31 protein-coding genes are annotated in these 22,390 nt (G+C 57.3%); 1 reads left to right on the forward strand and 30 read right to left on the reverse strand.

Annotated features, from left to right (window positions below; genetic code table 11):
- Nucleotides 1–27 precede the first annotated feature (27 nt).
- The 29 genes from infA to DCC25_RS03590 all read right to left on the reverse strand — a co-directional run bounded on the left by infA (nucleotide 28) and on the right by DCC25_RS03590 (nucleotide 20,051).
- Nucleotides 28–249, reverse strand: a complete 222-nt coding sequence (gene infA, locus DCC25_RS03450) for a translation initiation factor IF-1 (protein WP_110098174.1) — start codon at nucleotides 247–249, stop codon at nucleotides 28–30.
- Nucleotides 250–442: 193 nt separating this feature from the next.
- Complete coding sequence (gene map, locus DCC25_RS03455) at nucleotides 443–1,291, reverse strand: type I methionyl aminopeptidase (RefSeq protein WP_110097908.1); 849 nt, start codon at nucleotides 1,289–1,291, stop codon at nucleotides 443–445.
- 114 nt (nucleotides 1,292–1,405) lie between these two features.
- Entirely contained in the window at nucleotides 1,406–2,023 is a 618-nt protein-coding gene (locus DCC25_RS03460) for an adenylate kinase (RefSeq protein ID WP_110097909.1), read from the reverse strand.
- Nucleotides 2,024–2,072: 49 nt separating this feature from the next.
- On the reverse strand, nucleotides 2,073–3,386 hold the full coding sequence (gene secY / locus DCC25_RS03465; protein ID WP_110100632.1) for a preprotein translocase subunit SecY: 1,314 nt from the start codon (nucleotides 3,384–3,386) through the stop codon (nucleotides 2,073–2,075).
- Between the two features lie 198 nt (nucleotides 3,387–3,584).
- Complete coding sequence (gene rplO, locus DCC25_RS03470; protein WP_110097911.1) at nucleotides 3,585–4,061, reverse strand: 50S ribosomal protein L15; 477 nt, start codon at nucleotides 4,059–4,061, stop codon at nucleotides 3,585–3,587.
- Nucleotides 4,054–4,287, reverse strand: coding sequence for a 50S ribosomal protein L30 (gene rpmD / locus DCC25_RS03475; RefSeq protein ID WP_110097912.1), 234 nt, complete (start codon nucleotides 4,285–4,287; stop codon nucleotides 4,054–4,056). The genes rplO and rpmD overlap by 8 nt, the downstream gene beginning before the upstream one ends.
- A gap of 2 nt (nucleotides 4,288–4,289) precedes the next feature.
- Nucleotides 4,290–5,033 (reverse strand): 30S ribosomal protein S5, encoded by a 744-nt coding sequence (gene rpsE, locus DCC25_RS03480; protein WP_110097913.1) that lies wholly within the window; start codon nucleotides 5,031–5,033, stop codon nucleotides 4,290–4,292.
- On the reverse strand, nucleotides 5,030–5,404 hold the full coding sequence (gene rplR / locus DCC25_RS03485; protein ID WP_110097914.1) for a 50S ribosomal protein L18: 375 nt from the start codon (nucleotides 5,402–5,404) through the stop codon (nucleotides 5,030–5,032). Before rplR ends, rpsE begins: the two co-directional genes overlap by 4 nt.
- Nucleotides 5,404–5,937: a 50S ribosomal protein L6 gene (gene rplF, locus DCC25_RS03490; protein ID WP_110097915.1), complete on the reverse strand. Its 534-nt coding sequence runs from the start codon at nucleotides 5,935–5,937 to the stop codon at nucleotides 5,404–5,406. The genes rplR and rplF overlap by 1 nt, the downstream gene beginning before the upstream one ends.
- Before the next feature lie 26 nt (nucleotides 5,938–5,963).
- Nucleotides 5,964–6,362, reverse strand: coding sequence for a 30S ribosomal protein S8 (gene rpsH, locus DCC25_RS03495; protein ID WP_110097916.1), 399 nt, complete (start codon nucleotides 6,360–6,362; stop codon nucleotides 5,964–5,966).
- Between the two features lie 72 nt (nucleotides 6,363–6,434).
- Nucleotides 6,435–7,022 (reverse strand): 50S ribosomal protein L5, encoded by a 588-nt coding sequence (gene rplE, locus DCC25_RS03500; protein ID WP_110100633.1) that lies wholly within the window; start codon nucleotides 7,020–7,022, stop codon nucleotides 6,435–6,437.
- A complete protein-coding gene (gene rplX, locus DCC25_RS03505; RefSeq protein ID WP_110097918.1) occupies nucleotides 7,022–7,363 on the reverse strand; it encodes a 50S ribosomal protein L24 in 342 nt (113 codons plus the stop codon). Before rplX ends, rplE begins: the two co-directional genes overlap by 1 nt.
- Before the next feature lie 4 nt (nucleotides 7,364–7,367).
- Nucleotides 7,368–7,736 carry a 50S ribosomal protein L14 gene (gene rplN, locus DCC25_RS03510; RefSeq protein ID WP_110097919.1) on the reverse strand — a complete coding sequence of 123 codons (369 nt, stop codon included), beginning with the start codon at nucleotides 7,734–7,736 and terminating at the stop codon, nucleotides 7,368–7,370.
- A 441-nt stretch (nucleotides 7,737–8,177) separates the two neighbouring features.
- Nucleotides 8,178–8,471 carry a 30S ribosomal protein S17 gene (rpsQ, locus tag DCC25_RS03515; RefSeq protein WP_199223084.1) on the reverse strand — a complete coding sequence of 98 codons (294 nt, stop codon included), beginning with the start codon at nucleotides 8,469–8,471 and terminating at the stop codon, nucleotides 8,178–8,180.
- Nucleotides 8,468–8,773: a 50S ribosomal protein L29 gene (gene rpmC, locus DCC25_RS03520; protein ID WP_110097920.1), complete on the reverse strand. Its 306-nt coding sequence runs from the start codon at nucleotides 8,771–8,773 to the stop codon at nucleotides 8,468–8,470. The genes rpsQ and rpmC overlap by 4 nt, the downstream gene beginning before the upstream one ends.
- 2 nt (nucleotides 8,774–8,775) lie before the next feature.
- The gene (gene rplP / locus DCC25_RS03525) at nucleotides 8,776–9,192 is read right to left on the reverse strand and encodes a 50S ribosomal protein L16 (RefSeq protein ID WP_110097921.1); all 417 of its coding nucleotides are present in this window, start codon (nucleotides 9,190–9,192) and stop codon (nucleotides 8,776–8,778) included.
- On the reverse strand, nucleotides 9,192–9,977 hold the full coding sequence (rpsC, locus tag DCC25_RS03530; protein ID WP_110097922.1) for a 30S ribosomal protein S3: 786 nt from the start codon (nucleotides 9,975–9,977) through the stop codon (nucleotides 9,192–9,194). The genes rplP and rpsC overlap by 1 nt, the downstream gene beginning before the upstream one ends.
- Nucleotides 9,978–10,346: a 50S ribosomal protein L22 gene (gene rplV / locus DCC25_RS03535; protein ID WP_110100634.1), complete on the reverse strand. Its 369-nt coding sequence runs from the start codon at nucleotides 10,344–10,346 to the stop codon at nucleotides 9,978–9,980.
- A 34-nt stretch (nucleotides 10,347–10,380) separates the two neighbouring features.
- The gene (gene rpsS / locus DCC25_RS03540; protein WP_110097924.1) at nucleotides 10,381–10,659 is read right to left on the reverse strand and encodes a 30S ribosomal protein S19; all 279 of its coding nucleotides are present in this window, start codon (nucleotides 10,657–10,659) and stop codon (nucleotides 10,381–10,383) included.
- 15 nt (nucleotides 10,660–10,674) lie between these two features.
- The gene (gene rplB / locus DCC25_RS03545; protein WP_110097925.1) at nucleotides 10,675–11,514 is read right to left on the reverse strand and encodes a 50S ribosomal protein L2; all 840 of its coding nucleotides are present in this window, start codon (nucleotides 11,512–11,514) and stop codon (nucleotides 10,675–10,677) included.
- A gap of 31 nt (nucleotides 11,515–11,545) precedes the next feature.
- Nucleotides 11,546–11,851 (reverse strand): 50S ribosomal protein L23, encoded by a 306-nt coding sequence (rplW, locus tag DCC25_RS03550; RefSeq protein ID WP_110097926.1) that lies wholly within the window; start codon nucleotides 11,849–11,851, stop codon nucleotides 11,546–11,548.
- The gene (gene rplD / locus DCC25_RS03555; RefSeq protein ID WP_110100635.1) at nucleotides 11,848–12,474 is read right to left on the reverse strand and encodes a 50S ribosomal protein L4; all 627 of its coding nucleotides are present in this window, start codon (nucleotides 12,472–12,474) and stop codon (nucleotides 11,848–11,850) included. The genes rplW and rplD overlap by 4 nt, the downstream gene beginning before the upstream one ends.
- A gap of 4 nt (nucleotides 12,475–12,478) precedes the next feature.
- Nucleotides 12,479–13,129, reverse strand: coding sequence for a 50S ribosomal protein L3 (gene rplC, locus DCC25_RS03560; RefSeq protein WP_110097928.1), 651 nt, complete (start codon nucleotides 13,127–13,129; stop codon nucleotides 12,479–12,481).
- 23 nt (nucleotides 13,130–13,152) lie between these two features.
- On the reverse strand, nucleotides 13,153–13,461 hold the full coding sequence (gene rpsJ, locus DCC25_RS03565; RefSeq protein ID WP_110097929.1) for a 30S ribosomal protein S10: 309 nt from the start codon (nucleotides 13,459–13,461) through the stop codon (nucleotides 13,153–13,155).
- Between the two features lie 458 nt (nucleotides 13,462–13,919).
- Nucleotides 13,920–15,110, reverse strand: a complete 1,191-nt coding sequence (tuf, locus tag DCC25_RS03570) for an elongation factor Tu (protein ID WP_110097930.1) — start codon at nucleotides 15,108–15,110, stop codon at nucleotides 13,920–13,922.
- Between the two features lie 305 nt (nucleotides 15,111–15,415).
- A complete protein-coding gene (gene fusA, locus DCC25_RS03575) occupies nucleotides 15,416–17,530 on the reverse strand; it encodes an elongation factor G (protein WP_110100636.1) in 2,115 nt (704 codons plus the stop codon).
- A 120-nt stretch (nucleotides 17,531–17,650) separates the two neighbouring features.
- On the reverse strand, nucleotides 17,651–18,121 hold the full coding sequence (gene rpsG, locus DCC25_RS03580) for a 30S ribosomal protein S7 (protein ID WP_110097932.1): 471 nt from the start codon (nucleotides 18,119–18,121) through the stop codon (nucleotides 17,651–17,653).
- The gene (gene rpsL, locus DCC25_RS03585) at nucleotides 18,121–18,495 is read right to left on the reverse strand and encodes a 30S ribosomal protein S12 (protein WP_110097933.1); all 375 of its coding nucleotides are present in this window, start codon (nucleotides 18,493–18,495) and stop codon (nucleotides 18,121–18,123) included. Before rpsL ends, rpsG begins: the two co-directional genes overlap by 1 nt.
- 275 nt (nucleotides 18,496–18,770) lie before the next feature.
- The gene (locus tag DCC25_RS03590; RefSeq protein ID WP_110110270.1) at nucleotides 18,771–20,051 is read right to left on the reverse strand and encodes a hypothetical protein; all 1,281 of its coding nucleotides are present in this window, start codon (nucleotides 20,049–20,051) and stop codon (nucleotides 18,771–18,773) included.
- Nucleotides 20,052–20,170: 119 nt separating this feature from the next.
- Here DCC25_RS03590 and DCC25_RS03595 point away from each other — a divergent pair, with 119 nt between their 5' ends.
- Nucleotides 20,171–21,352, forward strand: a complete 1,182-nt coding sequence (locus tag DCC25_RS03595; RefSeq protein WP_233487892.1) for a peptidoglycan bridge formation glycyltransferase FemA/FemB family protein — start codon at nucleotides 20,171–20,173, stop codon at nucleotides 21,350–21,352.
- A gap of 9 nt (nucleotides 21,353–21,361) precedes the next feature.
- Here the strand turns inward: DCC25_RS03595 and DCC25_RS03600 are convergent, their stop codons facing one another.
- The gene (locus DCC25_RS03600; RefSeq protein WP_146206404.1) at nucleotides 21,362–22,102 is read right to left on the reverse strand and encodes a hypothetical protein; all 741 of its coding nucleotides are present in this window, start codon (nucleotides 22,100–22,102) and stop codon (nucleotides 21,362–21,364) included.
- Nucleotides 22,103–22,390: the final 288 nt, after the last annotated feature.

The following is a 22,390-nucleotide window of genomic DNA, read 5'->3' on the forward strand; positions in this document are numbered from 1 at the left end:
TTGAGCGTTGTGCTAGTTCTTCTATTTTTATTTGTAGCGGTACACAATACGACCCCGGTCCAGGTCGTACGGGCTAAGCTCGACTACCACTCGGTCTTCGGGAAGAATCCGAATGTAGTGTTGCCGCATCTTGCCTGAAATCGTCGCAAGCACAACGTGCTCGTTCTGAAGGCGGACGCGGAACATTGCATTGGGCAACGCTTCGGTCACGGTGCCCTCGACTTCGATGACGCCTTCCTTCTTAGCCATGTCCTCCACAATCGCTTGGCCCACGCAGTCTTCCTGAAACAGGTATACAAAGGCTACGTGGGGACGAATACTTGATGCGCTGTTCGTGATCTGTGATCTGGCGACACGCCAATCCACTGAAGACAAAAACAGCCAACAAATTATGTTATCTCAGACAGGCACATTTTTCCAGCCCGATCCGCCGTGGGACGGCTTACGATGCCGTGGAAGGCAAGGGAACTGGTGTCACACCCAACGGTTGGAGTTCGCTGGCTCCCCCGTCTTCGGCGGTCAGTACCCAAATTCCGTCCTGATGACGGGCAACCGAGTGCTCCCACTGGCTGGCGCGCGATCCGTCGTTGGTGACCACGGTCCAGTCGTCGTCCAACACGGTCGTGTCGATACCGCCACGAACGAGCATGGGTTCGATCGCGAGGCAAAGCCCGGGTTTGATGCGTTGCCCTCGCATTCCGGAGTCGTAATTGAACACGTCGGGGGCTTGGTGCATGGCCGTGCCGATGCCGTGCCCGACGTATTCTTCCAAAATCCCCAGGTGCGAGCCTGGCTGGGCCCGCACGTAGGTTTCGATGGCCTCGCCGATCTCTCCGACATATTTGGCCGAGGCAAAAGCAGCAATGCCACGCCACATCGCTTTGCGGGTAATCTCAGAAAGTCGCTGGTCTTCCGGGTCAACCCCGGTGTTGTTCTCATCGGCTACGATCACGGTCCGAGCCGAATCGGAATGCCACCCATTCAGAATGCAACCGCCATCAATTTTCAGCACGTCACCAGATTGCAAGGGTGTTGCGTTCGGAATCCCATGGACCACCTGGTCATTGACAGAGGCGCATATGGAGTTCGGGTATCCGTAATATCCCAGAAAATTTGAGGTCGCTCCTGCTTCGGTGATGGTCTCAGAGAAAATCTCGTCGAGTTCCAGTGTGGTGGTGCCGGGTTTCGCGGTCGCAGCGACCGCGTCCAGGGCTCGAGACAGGATAAGTCCTGACTGGTGCATCACTGCCATCTCATTGGCGGTCTTCAGTTCAATTTTGCGACGGCTCATGGTCGCCTCCTGACGGTGCTCGCAAAGGTATTCTTACGGTGTGCGCTCAAAAATCAACAACGCCGGCCGAGAATGCTCGGCCGACGCTGTGATGATGTGGTGGCGACTGCGTGATTACTGGTCTTTCCTCGGACGAATCACGGGAAGTGTCCCGGTGCGTGCACGAATGTTGTACACGGCTTGCAACAACCGCTCGGTGACGTCATCGATCATGCCGGTGCCGTCCACGCGGGCAACAATACCGTCCTTGAGGTAGGCATCAACCAGGTCCGCAGTTTCTCGGTGGTAGAGCTCCAGGCGGTGTTTGATGACCTCTTCGGTGTCATCGCTACGGCCTTCGGTCTCGGCGCGGGCCAGCAGGCGTTGCACAAGTTCGTCGTCGGGCACTTCCAGAACCAGAACGGCAGTAAGGGTTTTACCCTGGTTGTCCAGGATGTTGTTCAGGGCCTCAACCTGTCCGGCGGTGCGAGGATATCCGTCCAAGAGGAAACCTTCGGTAGCATCCGACTGGGCCAGACGATCCTCCACCATGCGGTTTGTGACGTCATCGGGTACGAAGTCACCGTTATCCATATACTGCTTGGCCTCACGCCCCAGTTCGGTGAGTTCCTTGACGTTATAACGGAAGATATCGCCGGTGGAAATCGCTGGAATTCCGAGCTTATCGGCGATCAGGGCCGCCTGCGTGCCTTTACCCGACCCTGGAGGGCCCATCATCAAGATTTGAGACATGTGTGATACCTCAGTCCTATCTACTCTGCTCTACACAAGGATCAGACCACTAACGCAGGAGTCCTTCGTAGTTGTGTTGTTCCATCTGGGCATTGATTTGCTTGATGGTCGTCAGAGCAACGCCCACCATAATCAAGATCGACGTACCGCCGAACGGGAAGTTCTGATTCGCACCGATCAGAACAAAGGCTACCAGCGGAATCATGGCGATAACACCAAGGTACAAGGAACCCACGAACGTGATACGAGAAATCACGTATTCCAGATACTGCACGGTGGGCCGGCCCGCCCGGACGCCTGGAATGAATCCGCCGTAGCGTTTCATATTGTCCGAAATGTCCTGCGGATTGAACGTGATGGTCACGTAAAAATATGTGAACCCAATCGTGAGCAAGAAGAAAATCAGCATGTAGACCGGGTGCGACTGCGTGCCGAAATACTCCTGCAACCAGACCACCCATTCTTTGGGTTCTTCTTGACTACCGGGAGCTGGCTGGTTGAACTGGATCAAGATCTGCGGAAGCATCAGGATTGAAGAAGCGAAGATCACCGGAATGACACCGGCCATATTGACCTTGATCGGAATGTAGGTCGAGGTACCGCCGACGGTGCGACGACCAATCTGACGCTTGGCGTATTGGACCGGTACGCGACGTTGCGAATCCTCGACGAACACGATGGCCATAATGGTCAACAATCCCACGACCATCACGATCGCAAAAGTCTGCCAACCCTGGGTGGTCCAGATCTGGCCGAGTCCGGCCGGGAAGCCAGCTGCGATCGAGATGAAGATCATCAGCGACATACCGTTACCCACACCGCGTTCGGTGATCTGCTCCCCCATCCACATCAGCACCACGGCACCAGCGGTGAGGATCAGCACCAACAACAGGATGGAAGGGATGCTGCTATCGGTGAGCAGCGGGAGGTTGCAGTTCAGCAGTGCACCCGAGGAAGCCAAGGTAGACAGCGTGGTCGCATTCAGTAGCGCCAGTGCAATGGTCAGGTAGCGGGTGTACTGTGTGAGCTTGGCTTGTCCTTCGGCGCCTTCCTTATGGAGGCGCTCGAACCGTGGGATCACGACGCGCAACAGTTGGGTGATAATCGCGGCGGTAATGTAGGGCATGATGCCCAGCGCGAAGATGGAGACCTGGAGCATCGCGCCACCGGAGAACATGTTCACGAACGAGTACAGGCCACCTTCGGTTTCACCGCTGGCCAGACACATTTGCACGTTGTCGTAGTTCACTCCCGGTGCAGGGATAAAAGAACCGATCCGGTAGATCACAATGACACCGAGCGTGAATAGGATCTTGGTCCGCAGATCCGGGGTCTTAAAGACCCGTGCAATCGCGCTGAACAAGCGTCCTCCTGAAGGGGTAATGGTCGAGGTGGCCGAAGCCGTTCGTAGTCTGCGTGGGTGGGCCATAACCCGCGCATCTGCGGGTGTGGTGATGACACACCGTAGAGATTCTAGCGTTAAATGCCTCGGTCCTCGATTCGTTGCAAGACCTCCTGCACAGAATCGAGGACCGATTGGCCTGAATCGGAGTGTTTCGCCTTAGCGAGCCGTGGTTGACCCTCCAGCGGCGTTGATCTTTTCAACAGCCGACTTGGAGAATGCATCGGCGGTGATGTTCAGAGCCACGGAGATCTCTCCGGTACCCAGGATTTTCACCGGCTGGTTCTTGCGCACCAAGCCACGCTCCACCAGAGAATCGACGGTGACCTCGCCACCGTCGGGGAAGTGCTGAGCGAGCTTGTCCAGGTTGACGACCTGGTACTCGGTGCGGAATGGGTTTTTGAATCCGCGCAGTTTCGGAAGGCGCATGTGCAACGGAAGCTGACCACCTTCGAAACCTGCAGGGACCTGGTAACGAGCCTTGGTGCCCTTAGTACCGCGGGTAGCGGTCTTGCCACCCTTACCGCCTTCACCGCGTCCGTAACGCAGCTTGGTCTTCTTCGAACCGGCAGCTGGACGCAGGTCATGCAGCTTGACGATGTCTGGGCCGTTCTGGCCTTCGTTGGTGTCAGCCATTATTGACCTCCTCCACTGTGACGAGGTGGCGCACGGTATTAATCATGCCCACCGTGGACTCATCGGCTGTACGGGTCACAGTGTGACCAATTCGCTTCAGACCGAGCGAACGCACAGTCTCACGATGCTTGGGTTTACGGCCCACGGTTGAACGGATCTGGGTAATCGCCAGAGTCGCATCCGAGGCCGTGATGTTCTTTGGAGTTGAACCGTTGTTCGTTGCCATGATCAGGCACCTGCCCTTTCTTCGGCCTTCTTGGCGCGATCTTCCTGCATGGTGCGAAGCATGGCGTGCGGAGCGACCTCATCGACAGGTTTACCGCGACGGGCAGCAACTTCCTCGGGTCCTTCCAACTGCTTGAGCGCATCGATCGTGCCTCGCACAATGTTGATGGCGTTCACTGAACCCATCGACTTGGAAAGCACATCGTGGATCCCTGCGCACTCCAGCACAGCACGCACCGGACCACCAGCGATCACACCGGTACCGGGGGAAGCAGGACGCAACAGCACAACGCCGGCAGCGTCTTCACCCTGCACGATGTGAGGAATGGTTGTCCCGATACGCGGAACGCGGAAGAAGCTCTTCTTGGCCTCTTCAACACCCTTGGCGATAGCGGCCGGAACTTCCTTGGCCTTACCGTAACCAACGCCAACCAGACCGTCGCCGTCACCGACGACAACCAGAGCGGTGAAGGAGAACCGACGTCCGCCCTTGACCACCTTGGATACGCGGTTGATGGTCACCACGCGCTCGAGGAACTCGTCGCGGTTGTCGTTGCCACGGGAGTTGTTACGGCGGGAGCCGCGTTCGTTCTTGGCAGCGCGGTCACGACGGCCTCGACCGCCGCGCTCACCACGACCACCAGTGCGTTCGGTGTTCTGGCTAACCGAACCTGATGAGGTCTCAGACACGGCGTCTTCGTTAGCTTCAGTCACCTGATTGTCCTTTTCGTTGGTGTTTTCGCTCACAGTTTCAGCCCCCCTTCGCGTGCTCCTTCAGCTACTGCCGCGACGCGACCGTGGTAACGGTTACCGCCACGGTCGAAGACGACCGCTTCAATGCCGGCTGCTTTGGCGCGCTCAGCGACGAGCTCGCCAACCTTACGCGACTTCTCGACCTTCTCAGCGTCCAAGCTCCGAAGATCGGCTTCCATAGTGGAAGCTGAAACCAGGGTGAGTCCCTTCGTGTCGTCGACCACCTGCACGAAGACGTGTCGGGCTGAACGGTTGACGACCAAGCGAGGACGTGCCGAGGTTCCGGAGATATGCTTGCGAACACGCTGGTGGCGGCGAGCCCGAGCAGCGTATTTGCCCTTGCCTTTGACAGTGACGTTCGACATCACTTACCTGCCTTTCCGGCCTTACGACGGACCTGCTCGCCCAAATACCGGATGCCCTTGCCCTTATAAGGCTCGGTTCTACGAAGTTTCCGGATATTGGCTGCGGTTTCGCCGACCAGCTGCTTGTCGATCCCGGAGACAGTCACCTTGTTGCCGTCAACTTTGAAGTCGATGCCCTTCGGCGCGTCTACGGAAATGGTGTGGGAGAAGCCCAGGGAAAATTCCAGACCCTGTCCCTTGGCCAGCACGCGGTAACCGGTACCAATGATCTCCAACGTCTTGGAGTAGCCTTCGGTGACACCCACGATCATGTTATTGATCATGGTCCGGCTCAAACCGTGCAACGAACGCGATTCGCGCTCATCGTCGGGACGGCTGACAGTAATAGTGTTTTCTTCCAAATCAACGGTGATAGGCGATGCAACGGTGAAGCTCAGCTCACCCTTAGGTCCTTTCACATCGACCTGCGAGCCATTGACCTTCACATCAACGCCGGAAGGCACGGTGATCGGAAGACGTCCAATACGTGACATTTTCTCTACCTTTCGTCCGTGTTCCGTTACCACACGTAGGCGAGGACTTCCCCACCTACACCTTTGGAAGCCGCCTGACGGTCTGTGAGCAGACCGGAGGAGGTTGACAGGATCGCAATCCCCAAACCGCCCAACACACGAGGCAGGTTGGTGGACTTGGCATAAACGCGCAGACCGGGCTTAGAAATACGGCGCAGGCCAGCAATAGCGTGCTCGCGCTGCGGGCCGAACTTCAGCTGGATGGTCAGGGTTTTGCCAACACGGGCCTCTTCTTCGGCCCAGTCATCGATGTAGCCTTCGTTTTTCAAGATCTCGGCCAGGCGGGTCTTCAGTTTCGAAGACGGCATGGATACCGAGTCATGTGAGGCCGAATTTGCGTTGCGCAGACGGGTCAACATGTCTGCGACAGGATCGGTCATAGTCATGTGGGCTTCACGCCCTTTCTCGCTGTGGTTTCCCGGACCGGTACACCGGATGGGACCTGTAGCGTAGATAGATTACTGGTCTTTCTTGAATGGGAAGCCCAGAGCGCGCAACAGCGCACGGCCTTCGTCATCGGTCGTTGCGGTGGTCACGACGGTGATGTCCATACCGCGTACGCGGTCGATATTGTCCTGATCGATCTCGTGGAACACGGTCTGCTCGGCCAGGCCGAACGTGTAGTTACCGTTACCATCGAACTGCTTGGAGGACAGACCACGGAAGTCACGAATACGTGGCAGAGCAAACGAGACCAAACGGTCCAGGAATTCCCACATGCGGTCGCCGCGCATGGTCACATGGGCGCCGATGGGCATACCTTCACGCAACTTAAACTGCGCGATGGACTTCTTGGCCTTGGAAACCTGTGGCTTCTGACCAGTGATGGCGGCCAGATCCTTGATGGCACCTTCGATGACCTTCGAGTCACGAGCTGCTTCACCAACACCCATGTTCACCACAACTTTGGTCAGGCCCGGGACCTGCATCACGTTGCTGTAGTTAAACTGGTCCTGCAGCGACTTCTTGATCTCGTTCTGGTATGTGGCCTTCAGACGCGGGGTGACCTTGGGGGCTGCGGCCGTATCGGTGCTAACCTCAGTCATCACAGCTCCTTTCCAGAGGCCTTGGCGTAACGGACCTTGACGGTCTTGGTTTCGCCGTTCTTCTCGACTTCTTCAAAGCGGTAGCCAACGCGGGTCGGCTTGCCAGACTCGGGGTCTACGATGGCAACATTCGAAATGTGCATCGGGGCTTCGACCACCTGGATACCACCTTCGGTAGCGCCCTGGGGTCCCTGACCGGCACGGACGTGCTTAGTCACGCGGTTGACACCTTCAACGAGCACGCGCTCATCTTTGGGGAACACGCGCAGGACTTTGCCCTGCTTGCCCTTGTCCTTGCCTGCAATAACCTGCACGAGGTCGTCTTTCTTGATCTTGGCCATGGGACTAGATCACCTCCGGTGCCAGTGACACGATACGCATGAACTTCTTGTCACGAAGTTCGCGACCGACCGGGCCGAAAATACGAGTGCCACGGGGTTCCTGGTCACCCTTGAGAATTACAGCTGCGTTCTCATCGAAGCTGATGTAGGAACCGTCAGCGCGGCGTACCGATTTCTTGGCACGGACTACCACGGCTTTGACGACATCTCCAGCCTTGACGTTGCCACCGGGGATAGCGTCTTTTACGGTTGCGACGATCACGTCGCCGATGGATGCATAGCGGCGTCCAGATCCTCCGAGAATACGGATAGCCAGGATTTCCTTGGCGCCCGTATTGTCGGCGACCTTAAGCCGCGACTCCTGCTGAATCACTTGATTACTCCTGTCGTCGTGCTGGTTCTCCCCCGAAGACCGGGTGAGCCTAGCCGAACGGTGAACTGATAGCTTTCGCCTTCTGCTTTCCCTCACCCTGAGAGGCTCGTGGCGTCGAACAACGAGCAATCTCGACGTTGTTCAGACCGCTCGAGAACACTCATTCACGTCATCCACGTGCAGGGCAAGGCCGAGGCATTTTCGGCGAAAGTTCTGTGGTTCTTGGCACGTGAGATGGATGGTCTCACCATCAAGAGCACACAGACTCTTCATCTTACACGCCATACTGGCGCTATTTCAATCTAATGGCATGGTGGTGCGGGTGTTAGTTCGCTCTCTGTCGATTGGCGTCGTCCTGAGAAAAGCACGTGACAAAGTCTCAGTTAACGACACAGGCCCACCACAAAAGTGGTGGGCCTGTGTTACTCAGTGCGCCTGGGATTACTGAGCGCGCTCAACAATCTCAGCCAGCCGCCAGCGCTTGCTCTTAGACAACGGGCGGGTCTCCATCAAGTCGACGCGGTCACCCACACCTGCGGTGTTCTCCTCATCGTGAGCCTTCACACGCTTGGTGGTGCGAACGATCTTGCCATACAGTGCGTGCTTTTTGTGGGACTCGATCTCCACGACGATGGTCTTATCCATCTTGTCGGAAACCACGATTCCACGAAGAGTCTTCCGGTAGTTACGCTCCGGAGCGGCTTCGGTGGCGGCGGTGTTCGTTGATTCGGTCACTTGTCCTCCTCCTCAGCCTTCTTCTTGGACTTCTTGGTTTTCTTCTTGGATTCTTTGACGTCATCAGCCGGAACGTCGACATTCTCGCGAATACCGAGTTCACGCTCGCGCAGGATGGTGTAGATCCGTGCGATATCGCGCTTGACGACCTTGATACGACCGGTGTTTTCGATCTGACCGGTGGCGGCTTGGAAACGCAGGTTGAACAGTTCAGCCTTTGCTTTCTGCAGCTCTTCGGTCAGGCGGGCGTTATCGAAGCCATCGAGAGCTTCAATGTTGAGTTCCTTGGAACCAACTGCCATGATCACTCACCACCTTCACGACGAACGATACGTGCCTTCATCGGCAACTTGTGGATGGCCAAAGTCAACGCTTCACGGGCGACCTCTTCGGAAACACCGGAAAGTTCGAACATCACTCGTCCGGGCTTGACGTTTGCAACCCAGTACTCAGGCGAACCCTTACCGGAACCCATACGGACTTCGGCAGGCTTCTTGGTCAACGGACGGTCCGGGAAAATATTGATCCAGACCTTACCACCACGCTTAATGTGGCGGGTCATGGCAATACGAGCTGCCTCGATCTGGCGGTTGGTGACGTAGGAGTGGGTCAGAGCTTGGACACCAAACTCACCGAAGGTCACTTCGGTTCCACCCTTAGCCATACCACGACGACCGGGACGGTGCTGCTTGCGGTACTTCACACGACGTGGGATCAACATTAGGCGTTGCCTCCTTCAGTTGCGCCGGTCTGTGCCTTGGCGTCCTGTCCCCCGCCGCGACGACGACGCTGGTTGTTGCGGCCACGGCCGCCACCGCGTCCACCACGACCGGACGGCTTGGCAGCCTCGACTGCAGCCAGTTCCTTATCGGTCAAGTCACCCTTGTAGATCCAGACCTTCACACCAATGCGACCGAAGGTGGTCTTCGCTTCGAATTTGCCGAAGTCGATGTTGGCGCGCAGGGTGTGCAGAGGCACGCGACCTTCACGGTAGAACTCCGAACGAGACATTTCAGCCCCGCCCAGACGGCCCGAGCACTGGATACGGATACCCTTGGCGCCCGCACGCATTGCGGACTGGATGCTACGACGCATCGCGCGACGGAAAGCCACACGGGCGGCCAGCTGCTCAGCGACACCCTGTGCCACGAGCTGGGCGTCCATTTCGGGGTTCTTGACTTCCAGAATGTTGAGCTGGATCTGCTTGCCGGTCAGCTTTTCCAGCGACCGACGAATACGATCGGCTTCTGCACCCCGGCGACCGATGACGATACCCGGGCGCGCGGTGTGGACGTCCACACGAACGCGATCGCGAGTGCGTTCGATCTCCACCTTGGCGATGCCAGCACGCTCCATACCATCGGACAGAAGTTCACGAATGCGAACGTCTTCTTTCACGAAGTCGGCGTAGCGCTGGCCTTCCTGGTTGGAGTCAGCGAACCAACGGGAGACGTGATCGGTGGTGATACCGAGGCGGAATCCATTGGGATTAATTTTCTGACCCATTTAGTTGGTCCCACCCTTCTCTTCTTCGGTCGCAACGACCACGGTGACGTGGCTGGTGCGTTTTCTGATCTGGAAAGCGCGTCCCTGGGCACGAGGCTGGTAGCGCTTCATGGTCGGTCCTTCATCTACGAAAGCTTCGGAGATGAACAGTTCGTCTTCTTTGAAGGACAGACCTTCACGGTCTGCTTTCTGACGGGCATTGTCCACCGCGGAGGCAACAACCTTATACACCGGATCCGAAGCACCCTGCTGAGCGAACTTCAGAATAGCCAGCGCTTCAGTCGCTTGCTTACCACGAACAAGGTCGACAACGCGCCGGGCCTTCATTGGCGTCACGCGCAAGTAGCGCGCACTTGCCTTGGCTTCCATTGCTTATCCTCTTTCGAATCTTGCAGGGCCCGCCTTAGCGGCGGCCCTTCTGGTCGTCCTTGGAGTGGCCGCGGAAGGTTCGAGTTGGTGCGAACTCTCCGAGCTTGTGTCCCACCATGGCTTCGGTGATGAACACCGGAACGTGCTTCCGACCGTCGTGGACAGCGATGGTGTGACCAATCATGTCCGGAACGATCATGGAACGACGGGACCAGGTGCGGATAACGTTCTTATTGGTCTTTTCGTTCTCAGCAAGAACCTTCAGGTAGAGATGCTGATCAACGTAAGGACCCTTTTTCAGGCTGCGTGGCATTGAGAGATCAGCTCCTTATCGTGATTTCTTGCCGGTACGACGACGACGAACAATGAGTTTGTCGCTTTCCTTATTCGGGCGGCGGGTGCGGCCTTCCTTCTGACCGGACGGGCTCACAGGGTGACGACCACCGGAGGTACGACCTTCACCACCACCGTGCGGGTGGTCGACCGGGTTCATCACAACGCCGCGAACAGTCGGGCGGACGCCCTTCCAGCGCATGCGACCGGCCTTACCCCAGGAGATGTTGATCTGCTCAGCGTTGCCGACTTCACCGATAGTGGCGCGGCAACGAACGTCAACGTTGCGAATTTCACCGGAGGGCAGACGCAACTGGGCGTACTTGCCCTCGCGAGCCACCAGCTGGGTGGAGGCACCAGCGGAACGAGCCAGCTTAGCGCCACCGCCCGGGCGTAGCTCCACTGCGTGCACCACAGTACCCAGCGGGATATTGCGTAGCGGCAGATTGTTACCCGGTTTGATGTCAGCGTTCGCACCCGATTCGACGATGTCACCCTGCTTCAGCTTGGCCGGAGCAATGATGTAGCGCTTCGCGCCGTCGACGTAGTGCAACAGTGCAATGTTGGCAGTGCGGTTCGGGTCATATTCAATGTGTGCGACCTTGGCCGGAATGCCATCCTTGTCGTAGCGACGGAAATCGACCAGGCGGTACTGGCGCTTGTGACCGCCGCCCTTGTGACGGGTCGTGATCTTGCCGGAGCTGTTACGCCCACCAGTCTTCGTCAGCGGACGAAGCAGTGATTTCTCGGGCGTGCTCCGCGTGATTTCTGAAAAGTCGGAAACCGACGAGCCGCGCTGGCCCGACGTAACCGGCTTGTATTTACGGATAGCCATATCTTTATTCCTCGATTAAGTGGTCTCCGGCTTAGAGAGCCGGACCTCCGAAGATGTCAATGGTCCCTTCCTTCAGAGTGACGATCGCGCGCTTGGTATCTTTGCGCGAACCCCATCCGAAGCGGGTGCGCTGACGCTTCCCGGGACGGTTCATGGTGTTGACCGAATCAACTTTGACATCAAAAATCTTTTCGATGGCAAACTTAATTTCGGTCTTATTCGAGCGCGGGTCGACGATGAAGGTGTAACGACCCTCATCCATATCGGCGTAGCTCTTTTCCGAGACGACGGGAGAAATGATCACGTCGCGCGGGTCTTTGTTGATGGTGCCGCTCATTTGGCCTCCTCCTTCTTGTTGCTGCCGGCGGCAGCCACGAAGGCCTCGTAGGCCGGCTTGGTAAAGACCACATCATCACTCATCAGCACGTCGTAGGTGTTGAGCTGATCAGTGTAGAGGGTGTGGACTTGTTGCAGGTTGCGGGTGCTCAGGGCAGTCACATCGTCACTGCGATCAATGACTACCAGGAAACTCTTCCGACCGGTATTCAGCTCCTCCAAGGCGGCCTTTGCGGCCTTAGTGGACGGAGTCTGTTCGGTCACGAGAGCTTCCAGCACGTGAATCCGGTCGTGACGAGCACGGTCGGACAGTGCTGACCGCAGAGCGGCAGCTTTCATTTTCTTGGGGGTCCGCTGGGAGTAGTCCCGCGGCACCGGGCCGTGGACAATACCACCGCCGGTCATCTGAGGCTCGCGGTTGGAGCCCTGACGAGCGCGACCGGTACCCTTCTGGCGGAATGGTTTACGGCCACCACCGGATACTTCGCCGCGAGTCTTTGTTTTATGAGTTCCCTGCCGTGCAGCCGCTTGCTGTGCGACGACGACCTGGTGCATCAGAGGCACATTCGTCTCGGCACCAAAGATATCGGCCGGCAGATCAACCGTAACTTTCTTGACAGCCATCTGCTCATGCTCCCTTCGCTGCATCGCGAACCAGCACAACCCGACCCTTGGGGCCAGGAATGGCGCCCTTGATCAACAGCAGGTTGTTCTCTGCATCGATAGCGTGCAGAGTAAGGTTCTGAGTGGTAGTGCGCTTATTGCCCATACGGCCGGGCAGGCGCTGGCCTTTGAAGACGCGGCCCGGGGTGGAAGCACCACCGACCGAACCGGGTTTACGGTGGTTCTTGTGCTGACCGTGGGATGCGGCCACACCGGCGAAGCCGTGACGCTTCATGGCACCGGCGAAGCCTTTACCCTTAGAGTTAGCGGTCACGTCAACCTTTTGACCAGCTTCAAACTGTTCAACGGTGACGTCCTGGCCCAGCGTGTACTCAGCGACATCAGTGGTACGGATCTCGACCACATGGCGACGCGGGGTGACGCCTGCCTTCTCGAAGTGGCCGGTCAGTGGCTTGGTTACCTTACGGGGATCAATCTGACCGTAGGCCAGTTGAACAGCGGTGTAGCCATCTGATTCTTCAGTGCGAAGCTGCGAAACCACGTTGGGCTCTGCCTGAACCACGGTCACCGGAACAAGGTTGTTCTCCTCGTCCCAGACCTGGGTCATGCCGAGCTTCGTGCCCAGCAAACCTTTTGTTTGACGGTTAGCGGTCATAGTTCTCTCAGCACCTCCCTAACCTAAAGCTTGATTTCAATATTGACGTCCGCGGGCAGGTCCAAACGCATCAGCGAGTCGACGGCCTTCGGAGTCGGGTCTACGATGTCGATCAGCCGCTTATGAGTGCGCATTTCAAAATGCTCGCGACTGTCCTTGTACTTGTGCGGAGAACGGATCACGCAGTAAACGTTCTTCTCAGTTGGCAGCGGCACCGGGCCCACTACCTGAGCGCCTGCGCGTATGACCGTATCTACGATCTTCCGTGCTGAAGTGTCAATCACCTCGTGATCGTAAGACTTCAGACGGATGCGGATTTTCTGTCCCGCCATGGCGTCTTGCCTCTTTCGTCCTTGTTGTCCGTACCTGTCCCTGTGTGCGATTCAACGGCCATGGACCAGACAATTGCGCCTCATCGACCGTCTTCGCTTATTCCACCTCCAGCAACAAATCCGAAAACTTCGGGTTCCTCGCTCCTGAAGGGCTCCCATCCACGCGCTCGGGCGTGTCGAAATCTATGTCGGAACACTACGCTCGAGGAGAGGGAGGGAATTCTGCTCACGGGGCGAATACCGATTCAGACACGATGATTCGCTCGTCCATGCTGAGCAACTTATCTAGTATGACATGTTTTGGCGCGCAACGCGAATCCTCGGGTCTCGTTATTGGCAAGATCACGTTATTGCCACGAGACCTCGACACACAACAGGGCCCCGCCTCCGAGATATCTCGGTGACGGGGCCCTGTCGACGAGCCTCAGGCTGAGCTCAGCCGAACTCAGTCAGAGGTCTTACTTGACGATCTTGGTCACACGACCGGAACCAACGGTGCGACCACCCTCACGGATAGCGAAGCCGAGGCCCTCTTCCATAGCGATCGGCTGGATGAGCTCGACTGACATCTCAGTGGTATCGCCAGGCATAACCATCTCAGTACCTTCCGGCAGGGTGATGACGCCAGTAACGTCAGTGGTGCGGAAGTAGAACTGCGGACGGTAGTTGGAGTAGAACGGGTTGTGACGGCCACCCTCGTCCTTGGAGAGAATGTAGACGTTACCCTCGAACTGGGTGTGCGGGGTAATCGACCCCGGCTCAGCAACAACCTGACCACGCTCAACGTCTTCACGCTTCAGACCACGCAACAACAGACCACAGTTCTCGCCTGCCCATGCTTCGTCGAGCTGCTTGTGGAACATCTCGATACCAGTGACGGTGGTCTTCTGGATTTCGCGGATACCGACGATTTCAACCTCAGAGTTGATAGCCAGAGTACCGCGCTCGGCGCGACCGGTCACCACGGTACCGCGACCGGTAATGGTGAAGACGTCCTCGATCGGCATCAGGAACGGCTTGTCCTTATCGCGAACGGGGTCCGGAATGTAGGTGTCAACAGCGTCCATCAGTTCTTCAACGGACTTGACCCACTTCTCGTCGCCCTGCAGAGCCATGTAGCCGGAGGTGCGGATCACAGGAGCCTCGTCGCCATCGAAGTCCTGCGAGCTCAGCAGTTCACGAACTTCCATTTCAACGAGCTCAAGCAGCTCTTCATCATCAACCATGTCGCACTTGTTCAATGCAACCAGCAAAGCGGGAACGCCAACCTGGCGAGCCAGCAGCACGTGCTCGCGGGTCTGAGCCATCGGGCCATCGGTGGCAGCAACCACGAGGATCGCACCGTCCATCTGGGCAGCACCGGTAATCATGTTCTTGATGTAGTCGGCGTGGCCCGGGGCGTCAACGTGTGCGTAGTGACGTGCTTCGGTCTCGTACTCGATGTGGGAGACGTTAATGGTAATACCACGCTGGCGCTCTTCAGGAGCACCGTCAATCTCGTCGTAGTTACGTGCCTCGTTGAGGTCAGGGTACTTACCGTGCAGTACCTTCGAGATAGCTGCGGTGAGAGTGGTCTTACCGTGGTCAACGTGGCCGATAGTACCAATGTTGACGTGCGGCTTCGTCCGCTCGAACTTTGCCTTCGACACAGATTCCTCCTAGAACTGTTCGACTGGAGAAGGACATGGCAGCCGCTTGATGTGCGGTCTGACTTTTCTACAGTCTACGCGTCAGATTTTTCTTTTCTAAATTCCCCGGATATCAGGACCGGCGCCCGTCGCTTGAGGCCTACTCGGCCGAGCAGGCGGACCGGACCAAAAGTCCTGTCTAGCCCCGTCCCTCCGGAGTGTGGTCGAGGCTGTGTGACCGGTGGGGTGAAGCGTCTGTTCTCCACCCCTCCGATCCCAAGTTGTTTCAGAGTGATTTTACCGGATATTTCCGGTACCGATGACTCTTACTGGCCTGAGTGCTTCTGGATGATCTCTTCCGAGACAGCCTGTGGCACTTCACCGTAGGAGTCGAAGGTCATGGTGTACACAGCGCGACCTTGAGTCTTGGACCGCAGGTCGCCGATGTAGCCGAACATCTCGGACAGCGGTACCTGTGCGTTGATGACCTTCACACCCTGAGCGTCTTCCATCGAACCGATGGTGCCACGGCGGGAGTTCAAGTCACCGATCACATCACCCATGTATTCCTCCGGAGTGCGGACTTCAACGGCCATCAGTGGCTCCAGCAACACCGGCTTAGCTCGACGGACACCTTCTTTGAAGACCTGCGAACCAGCCAGTTTGAAGGCCATTTCCGAGGAGTCCACATCGTGATAGGCACCATCCTCGAGGGTAGCCTTGATGCCGACCATCGGGTAGCCGGCCAGCACACCGAACTGCATAGCTTCCTGAATACCCTGGTCCACCGAGGGGATGTATTCGCGGGGAACCCGACCACCGGTGACGGCGTTGTCGAACTCGTAGATCTCACCTTCGGAGGTTTCCATCGGTTCGAAGGTAACGATGACCTTCGCGAACTGACCGGAGCCACCGGTCTGCTTTTTGTGGGTGTATTCCACGTTTTCGACCTTCTTGCGGATCGTTTCGCGGTAGGCTACCTGCGGCTTACCCACGGTTGCTTCCACTTTGAACTCACGCTTCATGCGATCCACAAACACGTCGAGGTGCAACTCGCCCATACCGCCGATTTCGGTCTGGCCGGTTTCCTCGTTGTGGTTGACCGTGAAGGTCGGGTCCTCAGCGACCAGACGCTGAATAGCGGTGGAGAGCTTCTCCTGGTCACCCTTGGATGCGGGCTCGATAGCCACGGAGATCACTGGCTCGGGGAACTCCATTGATTCCAGAATGATCGGATCGGACTTGGCAGACAGAGTGTCACCGGTAGTGGTGTCTTTCAGACCCACCACAGCGTAGATGTGGCCTGCCTGAGCTTGCTCAACGGGGTTCTCTTTATTGGCGTGCATCTGGAAGAGCTTGCCAATGCGCTCCTGCTTGCCCTTGGTAGCGTTCAGGATGGTGTCACCCTGGGAGATGGTACCGGAGTAGACGCGGATGTAGGTCAGAGTACCGAAGAACGGGTGAGCCGCGATCTTGAAGGCCAGAGCAGAGAACGGCGCGTCGGTGCTGGGTTCACGGGTCAGTTCGACAGACTCGTCACCGACCTCGTAGCCGTGGACAGCGCCGACGTCGAATGGTGCCGGCAGGTAGTCAACCACGGCGTCCAGCAACGGCTGAACTCCACGGTTTTTGAAGGCCGAGCCACAGAACACGGGGTAGGCCTCGTCGTTGACAGCCATGGCCCGGACGCCGGCCTTGATGTCCTCTTCGCTCAGCTCTCCGTTCTCGAGGTACTTCTCCATCAGCTCCTCGGAGGACTCAGCAACAGACTCCACCAGTTCGTTGCGGTATTCCTCGGCGCGCTCCTGGAGCTCAGCCGGAATCTCCTGGGTTTCATAGGACGCACCCAAGGTCACGTCACCCTTGGCGTCACCTTCCCAGACGTAGGCCTTCATGGTGACCAGGTCAACAACACCCACGAAATCACTCTCAGCACCGATCGGCAGCTGCATGACCAGTGGCTTGGCCTGCAGGCGGTTCACGATGGTGTCGACGGTGTGATAGAAGTCTGCACCGAGCTTGTCCATCTTGTTGACGAAGCAAATGCGTGGGACGCCGTACTTATCGGCCTGGCGCCAAACGGTCTCAGACTGAGGCTCCACACCTTCCTTTGCGTCGAACACAGCAACGGCACCGTCGAGCACGCGCAAGGAGCGTTCCACCTCAACGGTGAAGTCCACGTGTCCCGGGGTGTCGATGATGTTGATCTGGTGACCTTCCCAGAAGGAGGTTACAGCCGCGGAGGTAATGGTGATACCGCGCTCTTTTTCCTGTTCCATCCAGTCGGTGGTGGACGCACCATCGTGGGTTTCGCCCAATTTGTGGTTCACACCCGTGTAGAACAAGATACGCTCGGTGGTCGTGGTCTTGCCGGCATCGATGTGGGCCATGATGCCGATGTTTCGAACCTTCTTGAGGTCAGTCAGCACGTCTTGTGCCACAGTGTCTCCCTTGGGGTTGTGACCGGAAGTTCAGGAACTGACCGTTCTGCGGTGTCTGCCCAAACCTGGCCGTTGGTTATCTCGTGATCTGTAGTTATGGTCGGATCTCGGGATGCTGGCTTACCAGCGGTAGTGTGCGAAGGCCTTGTTGGCTTCGGCCATCTTGTGCACGTCCTCGCGACGCTTCACTGCAGCACCCAGGCCGTTGGAAGCGTCCAAGATTTCATTGGTCAGGCGCTCGGTCATGGTCTTCTCACGGCGCACCTTGGAGAAGCCCACCAACCAACGCAGGGCCAGCGCGGTCGCACGACCGGGCTTGACCTCAACCGGCACCTGGTAGGTTGCACCACCGACGCGGCGGGAACGAACTTCCAGAGCCGGACGGATGTTGTCCAGAGCTTTCTTCAACGTTGCAACGGGATCGTCGCCGCCTTTATCGCGGGTACCGTCCAGTGCACCGTAGACAATGCGCTCTGCGGTGGACTTCTTACCATCGATCAGCACCTTGTTGATCAGCTGGGTGACCAGCGGGGAGCCGTACACCGGATCAACGACCAGCGGGCGCTTAGGAGCAGGTCCTTTACGTGGCATTACTTCTTCTCCTTCTTTGCACCGTAACGGCTACGTGCTTGGTTGCGATCCTTGACACCCTGGGTGTCCAGTGCGCCACGCACGATCTTGTAACGAACACCGGGCAGGTCCTTCACACCACCACCGCGCACCAGCACGATGGAGTGTTCCTGCAGGTTGTGGCCCTCACCGGGGATGTAGGCGGTGACTTCGATACCGCCGGCGAGACGCACACGTGCAACTTTACGTAGTGCAGAGTTCGGCTTCTTCGGGGTCGTGGTGTACACACGAGTGCACACGCCACGACGCATCGGGCGGCCCTCCAGGGCAGGAGCGCCCACCCGCTTGGACTTGGGGGTGCGGCCCTTACGGACCAGCTGCTGAATTGTAGGCAAACTATTCTCCGTTATGTATGATCTCGGTCGACCGCCCCGTCACGCACCCAGCTCATGAACGGGAGGTGAACTCGAGGACGGTCTGGACCGAAGTCCGTGGTTTATTTCTCGCTACCCGAAACTCAAAAAGTGTTTGGGCGTGCAAAAAGGTGGCATTTGTTGCGCAAGAACCCCGCAACCCGGACTGTGTCCTATTGCCACACTGGAAACAATCGATCTTATAGTACCAGGTCTAGCACCAGAATGGGAACCGAGACTGTTCGTGGTCCGTAGGGCTAGTTCATACTGCCGGGCCGGTGTTGTACTTCTTCGGCAGCTTTATACAGTCGGTACTTCTGATACAGGTCGCGCTTGAAGTTTTTATCCTGCCGATACTGAAGCGGAGTGTAGACCTGTCCAGACTTTTTGAGCTCAGAGATGTAGTGGCGTTGCTGGTCGTTGGCGTAGCGTTGGGCAACCGAAAGCGGGATCGTCGTTGACAACGCGAGGTGCTCAACATGTGCCGGTGCTGGTTCATCAAAGTCGCCGAGCAGATCTCCCAAGTAGAAATCCACGGGGTTACGTCCGGCCGCGGTGAGGTAGTAGTGATGACGTCCTAGCCGAGGGTTCATTTCTAAGAACATCGGTTCCCCCGTGGTGGGATGGACCTTGATATCAAACATGGCGAAGCCGTGCCAGTCAAGGCTGTCGAGAATTTTCGCACCGTGGTGATGAATGGTGTTATCCGGTACAGCAATCACCGCGCGGGCATTGCCTTCTAGTCCCACAGCATGATCTTCCACGATGACTTCACAGAGCCCCGACAAGGTGATGTTTCCGTCTGCGTTGCGGTACATCGTCAGGATGCGTAGCTGGGAGTCAGGCCCTGGAATGAACTCCTGGACAATGAGCCCTCCTCGATACCCAGCGTCAGTTGCCTTGTCAAGAACCTCTTTGAGGTTCGCGTCGTTATCGATGTAGTGGACCTTACGGCGCCCTTCGAAACGTGTGGAGGCCCATTGGCCACCATCATCGGCTTTGAGCACTACCGGATACGACAGTCGTGCGCCGTGAAAGGAATTGAGGAAATCATCAGAACTTGTGGTCTGCTCAGCTGCCGCATGGGAGTCATAGATCAAGGTACGCGGGTAGGGCACAGAGTATGTCCGACAGAGCTCATAAAAATGTTCTTTGAGCGCCGCACGGTCGAGTTGTTCGACAGTGACGGCGGGGAACACGTAGCCAGCTTCGCGCAACCTGTCTGCTTTTTGGGCCACAATGCGAACCAGATGATCGTATCCGCTGTGGAGCACCAAGGGCCGATCCGGGGTGTGAGCATTGACCGAAGTAGCAACCTGTTCTACGTGTGCTGTTACCGTCTCTGGGTCGAACATGGGACCGGCCGGGTAGAGCTCGGTGAGTTTGCTTCCTCCAACAATCAGGTTCTGCCCGGTTGGCACCACCGCAGACATCCAGCCGAAGCGTTCGTGATATTCCCGGGCGAGACTATAGGCCCCCAAATCACCTCCGGTGATCACCGGGACAACGGGTTGCTCCGCGCTAATTTTCGAGCTCATAAACGCCAGACTATAGCAACAGCACGAGCAAGGGCACTCCCCCAGCCGATCGGACTTGATTCCTTGAGTGGAGCGATCCGAGGAGCCACTTGTTCAGATCGATACGGTAGGTTAGCGATGTGACTTCACGACAGGACCTCCGGATTACTGACATCTCAACCTCCACGCACGAACAGTTCCTAGCCTCCCAACCAAGCGCGTCTTTTCTGCAAAACCCGCGCTGGCCCCAGGTGAAGACAGGGTGGAGAGGACAGTCACTGGGTTGGTACCGCGGTGACGAACTTGTGGCCGTCTCCCTCGTGCTATATCGGGGTATTCCAGCGCCGTTACTCCGCAAAAAGTCGTTGGCTTATCTCGCCGATGGTCCGGTATTCTCTGCTGATACCGTTGCCCTCGGGGACATTCTGGAGCCGCTGGTCCCCTACCTGCGTTCTCAAGGCGCGTTCCTCATTCGGATGGGATTGCCGTTCTCGGAACGGTCGTGGAGTGCACATACCGTTCGTTCGACACTATCCAAAGGCGACGAAACTCTTGTCACAGAGCTGGATGCCGAGTCCGAGAACGATCAGGTCGTGGAGATGACCCGATTGCTCGACGACCAGGGCTGGTCCCGCCCGAAGATTACCGCGGATTTCCAGGCCGGCCAAGCGCAGTTCCAGGCTCGGATACCCTTGCCCGAGCTGTCTGAAGCAGACCGAGCCGATCGAGAATCGGAAGGTTTTCAGGAAGCGGTCGAGCAGGTCCTGTCACGAATGGACAGCACTTCGCGTCGACAGACCCGTAAATCCACGCGCTCGGAGCTGAAAATCACCGCTACGGGAGCGGAAGCTCTCGATCGCTGGCAGCAACTTTTTGAAGAAACCGCCGCACGGGATGGATTCTCGGGCAGGCCGCAGGAGTACTTCGAGCGCATGGCCACGGCGCTGGGCGAGTCTGAAGTCTCAGACTTCAAGGTGCTACTGGCAGAATACGAGGATCAGCTACTGGCTTCGGCTATTTACGTCCAGCAACAAGACACCGGTTGGTACGTCTACGGAGCCTCGTCACGGGCCGAATCCAAACGCTACGCACCTCGCGCTTTGCAGTTGGAACAGATTAAACTGTCGTTAGAGGCGGGCTGTCGCTGGTACGATCTCGGCGGGATCTCACCAACTTTGGATAAAGAACACCCCTTGGCTGGTCTGAGCCGGTTCAAAACCACTATGGGCGCTGATGTGCACCAGACTTTGGGTGAATGGGATTTGCCACTCAACAAGTTGCTGGCCAACGGGTTCAACTTCTATATGAACCGTCGTGGTTAGCTCACTGCGTTAGTCCCCGACCGGGGCCCAAGCGCACCCAAGGTTATCTCGATCTCCTTTGATGATGACGCTTACCCATCCCGGCCATAACTTGTCATGCGGTGTGTTTGGCTCGTAGGAACCCAGCACCATCACCTCCCCGGTTTCTTCTGGGAACTCGTTCAGTGTGGGGTCGCGCTCGGAGAGGGGCGCGCTCATGTCGTCCGGGACGAGGTAGGTATGATGAGTCGAGACCGGATATCCTTCCTCGCCACGGGGAGCAGGACAGACTCCACCAAATGCGGGATAAGGGTCAGTCCGGACAGGCCACCACGTTTGAGTTCCTTCCAGATACTCGGCGTTAACCACACGTGTTCGCTCCCCCGAGCCCCGATCAGAGCACGGCGCGTCATCGCCTGGTTCCCGCAAAAATTCGTGAACTTCTAAACCCCCATTGACAGGTGTTACGGAATCGACTGCATCCCCGCAACTTGCTGTCCGGGCAAAGGGCATCGGAGACTGCTCAGGTCCGTCTTCCGTGGCAATCCACATGTACCACCGAGCGTCGTAACCGTTGCCTTGATAACGGTCAATTTCCACGCCCGCATCCACGATACCGTTCCCGTTGAGGTCTTCACGGATCACTTCACCGAGTTCATAAGAATAGGGTAGGTGAGATAGTTCCTGCTCGGCCTCGGTCAGCTTAGCCTCGTTAAGGGTCAACTCCGTCGTGTCTGCTCCAGGCACATAGCCGGAAAAGTGAAAACTCATCGAGGTGAAATCGGTATCTTCCAAACCCTCAATTTTTGCTTCGGTCTGCTCCTCAGATTCCTCGTTCTAAGGCGTGGACGAGGCGGAGGAAGACTCAGGGGAACCCGCGCCCCCGCAGGCAGTCAACATCAAAGCAAGGACGATACTGCCGATAAAGTACGTCGTGATGTTGCGATTTCTCGGTGAGCGCATGAGATACATAACACTCAGCCTACCTGCCGACCCGCCCCTCGTGTACTGTTCCCACGACCAGCCAGTGATCTCGAATCCCATCATCGGGCCACGTCA

Origin of the sequence: Auritidibacter sp. NML120636 (assembly GCF_003185945.1) — a bacterium.
In the GTDB taxonomy this organism is placed as follows: domain Bacteria; phylum Actinomycetota; class Actinomycetes; order Actinomycetales; family Micrococcaceae; genus Auritidibacter; species Auritidibacter ignavus.

Coding starts and splice junctions, on each gene's coding strand:
- rplX (WP_110097918.1), bottom strand. CDS start 7,363: ATGGCCAAGATCAAGAAAGACGACCTCGTGCAGGTTATTGCAGGCAAG.
- rpsS (WP_110097924.1), bottom strand. CDS start 10,659: ATGCCACGCAGCCTGAAAAAGGGTCCTTACGTTGATCAGCATCTCTAC.
- rplO (WP_110097911.1), bottom strand. CDS start 4,061: ATGGCTGACACCAACGAAGGCCAGAACGGCCCAGACATCGTCAAGCTG.
- rpmC (WP_110097920.1), bottom strand. CDS start 8,773: ATGGCAGTTGGTTCCAAGGAACTCAACATTGAAGCTCTCGATGGCTTC.
- rplW (WP_110097926.1), bottom strand. CDS start 11,851: ATGAGCGGCACCATCAACAAAGACCCGCGCGACGTGATCATTTCTCCC.
- rpsG (WP_110097932.1), bottom strand. CDS start 18,121: ATGCCACGTAAAGGACCTGCTCCTAAGCGCCCGCTGGTCGTTGATCCG.
- rplB (WP_110097925.1), bottom strand. CDS start 11,514: ATGGCTATCCGTAAATACAAGCCGGTTACGTCGGGCCAGCGCGGCTCG.
- infA (WP_110098174.1), bottom strand. CDS start 249: ATGGCTAAGAAGGAAGGCGTCATCGAAGTCGAGGGCACCGTGACCGAA.
- DCC25_RS03460 (WP_110097909.1), bottom strand. CDS start 2,023: ATGTCTCAAATCTTGATGATGGGCCCTCCAGGGTCGGGTAAAGGCACG.
- rpmD (WP_110097912.1), bottom strand. CDS start 4,287: ATGGCAACGAACAACGGTTCAACTCCAAAGAACATCACGGCCTCGGAT.
- DCC25_RS03590 (WP_110110270.1), bottom strand. CDS start 20,051: ATGAGCTCGAAAATTAGCGCGGAGCAACCCGTTGTCCCGGTGATCACC.
- rpsC (WP_110097922.1), bottom strand. CDS start 9,977: ATGGGTCAGAAAATTAATCCCAATGGATTCCGCCTCGGTATCACCACC.
- rplE (WP_110100633.1), bottom strand. CDS start 7,022: ATGACTGAGGTTAGCACCGATACGGCCGCAGCCCCCAAGGTCACCCCG.
- rplC (WP_110097928.1), bottom strand. CDS start 13,129: ATGACCGCTAACCGTCAAACAAAAGGTTTGCTGGGCACGAAGCTCGGC.
- DCC25_RS03600 (WP_146206404.1), bottom strand. CDS start 22,102: ATGAGTTTTCACTTTTCCGGCTATGTGCCTGGAGCAGACACGACGGAG.
- rplD (WP_110100635.1), bottom strand. CDS start 12,474: ATGGCTGTCAAGAAAGTTACGGTTGATCTGCCGGCCGATATCTTTGGT.
- rplF (WP_110097915.1), bottom strand. CDS start 5,937: ATGTCACGTATTGGACGTCTTCCGATCACCGTGCCTTCCGGCGTTGAT.
- rpsJ (WP_110097929.1), bottom strand. CDS start 13,461: ATGGCGGGACAGAAAATCCGCATCCGTCTGAAGTCTTACGATCACGAG.
- rpsH (WP_110097916.1), bottom strand. CDS start 6,362: ATGACTATGACCGATCCTGTCGCAGACATGTTGACCCGTCTGCGCAAC.
- rplR (WP_110097914.1), bottom strand. CDS start 5,404: ATGTCGAACGTCACTGTCAAAGGCAAGGGCAAATACGCTGCTCGGGCT.
- rplV (WP_110100634.1), bottom strand. CDS start 10,346: ATGGAAGCCAAGGCAAGTGCGCGCTACTTGCGCGTGACGCCAATGAAG.
- rplP (WP_110097921.1), bottom strand. CDS start 9,192: ATGTTGATCCCACGTCGTGTGAAGTACCGCAAGCAGCACCGTCCCGGT.
- map (WP_110097908.1), bottom strand. CDS start 1,291: ATGAGCCGTCGCAAAATTGAACTGAAGACCGCCAATGAGATGGCAGTG.